Annotated in this window: 2 protein-coding genes and 1 pseudogene; all 3 read right to left on the bottom strand. The window is 61.1% G+C overall.

Going from position 1 to position 1,642, the window contains the following annotated elements:
• Positions 1-211, bottom strand: a pseudogene (locus EN893_RS32970) (RNA polymerase sigma-54 factor); the annotation flags it as partial.
• Positions 212-533: 322 nt separating this feature from the next.
• The gene (lptB, locus tag EN893_RS32965; protein WP_013529586.1) at positions 534-1,352 is read right to left on the bottom strand and encodes an LPS export ABC transporter ATP-binding protein; all 819 of its coding nucleotides are present in this window, start codon (positions 1,350-1,352) and stop codon (positions 534-536) included.
• The coding region (locus tag EN893_RS32960) for an LptA/OstA family protein (protein ID WP_281062522.1) at positions 1,352-1,642 on the bottom strand (291 nt) is incomplete at its 5' end. The genes EN893_RS32960 and lptB, both read right to left, overlap by 1 nt.

The raw sequence follows: 1,642 nt of genomic DNA, 5'->3' as shown, positions 1-1,642 counted from the left end.
GCGACTCCGCCGCGATCTTCTGCGCCTGGTCGCTGGCGGCATCGTCCTGCGGCTCGGCGCGCTCCAGCAGCGGATTGCGCTCGATTTCCTCGTCGATGAAATGCTCAAGCTCGACATGGGTGAACTGCAGCAGCCGAATCGACTGCATCAGCTGCGGCGTCATCACCAGCGACTGCGATTGTCGTAGCTGTAGTTTGGCCGCCAACGCCATGGTTCGGTTTCAAACGCCTCGTCTACGCATCCCGACTTCCGGGCAAGAATTTTGCAGCCGGCCATAAAACTGGCCCGGCTTTTGCTTGTCAAGGCAATTGGTAGCAAAACCCGCTTACCGGAGCGTTATCCCGGAGCAAAATCGAGAAAAAGCGCCGCTCGAACCGGAAAAATCGTGTCAGGAAACAAATTTCACGCTCAGAGCAATTCCAGGAAAAGTGAGAGACCGCTTTCCCGGGAAAAGCGCATAGCGCTTTCCCTTGGGATTGCGTCAAGACGAAAAGACGGAGCGGATTGGCGTTTTCCGTGAAACGACGAACCGTTCAGAGCGTAAAACCCTCGCCGAGGTAAAGTCGCCGCACATCGGGGTTTGCCACCACCTCGTCGGCCCTTCCATGGGTCAGCACCTGGCCGGCATGGATGATGTAGGCGCGGTCGATGAGGCCGAGCGTTTCGCGCACATTGTGATCGGTGATGAGGACGCCGATGCCGCGCGCCGTCAGGTGGCGCACCAGTTGCTGGATATCGGCGACGGCGATCGGATCGATGCCTGCGAAAGGCTCGTCGAGCAGCATGTAAGCCGGACGCGTCGCCAGCGCTCGCGCGATTTCCAGGCGTCGCCGCTCGCCGCCCGAAAGCGACATGGATGGCGCCTTGCGCAGATGGCTGATGTGGAATTCCTCGAGCAGTTCGTCGAGATTGCGCTCGCGCACCTTGCGGTCCTTTTCGACCACTTCCAGCACCGCGCGGATATTCTGCTCGACATTGAGACCGCGGAAGATCGACGCTTCCTGCGGCAGATAGCCGATGCCGAGGCGTGCGCGACGGTACATCGGCATCGACGTGACGTCGAAGCCGTCGATCTCGATCGTGCCTTCATCCACCGGCACGAGGCCGGTAACCATGTAAAAACAGGTCGTCTTGCCGGCGCCGTTGGGGCCGAGCAGCCCAACGGCCTCGCCGGCGCGCACGCCGATGGTGACGCCGCTGACGACCTTGCGGCCCTTGTAGCTCTTGGTCAGCCCCTTGGCGATCAGGGTTCCCTTGAACTTTCCCGCATCGACGGTCACCGTGGCCGGCGCCGAAAGCTTGCCGGCGGCCCGTCCCGGAAGACGCGCCGTCAGCGACGACAGGCTGGCCATCAGGGGTTCGTCGCTCCCGATTTCGGCGGCGGCGTGATCGACATCTGGACGCGTTGCCCAGCGCATGGATCCACCTGAGCCAGCCCGCTTTTCATCTGCACGGTAAGCTTGCAGCCCACCAGAATGTTGTCGTTTTGCGACAGAACGACCTTTTTGCCCGAAAGCACCAGCACCTGGCTCTTCATATCGAAGCTGCCTTGATCGCCTGTCGCGACCTGCGCATCCGACTTGATGTAAACCTTGTCGGAGATCTCCAGGTGATCGATGTTGGCCGAGCCCGTCATCGCCGC

Origin of the sequence: Mesorhizobium sp. M7A.F.Ca.CA.004.04.2.1 (assembly GCF_004022825.1) — a bacterium.
In the GTDB taxonomy this organism is placed as follows: domain Bacteria; phylum Pseudomonadota; class Alphaproteobacteria; order Rhizobiales; family Rhizobiaceae; genus Mesorhizobium.
Note: the sequence above shows the minus strand (reverse complement) of the source record. Positions and strands in the feature narration are given on the sequence as shown.

Bases quoted from the DNA above. Each gene is read 5' to 3' on its own strand.
- lptB (WP_013529586.1), bottom strand. From the start codon at position 1,352: ATGGCCAGCCTGTCGTCGCTGACGGCGCGTCTTCCGGGACGGGCCGCC.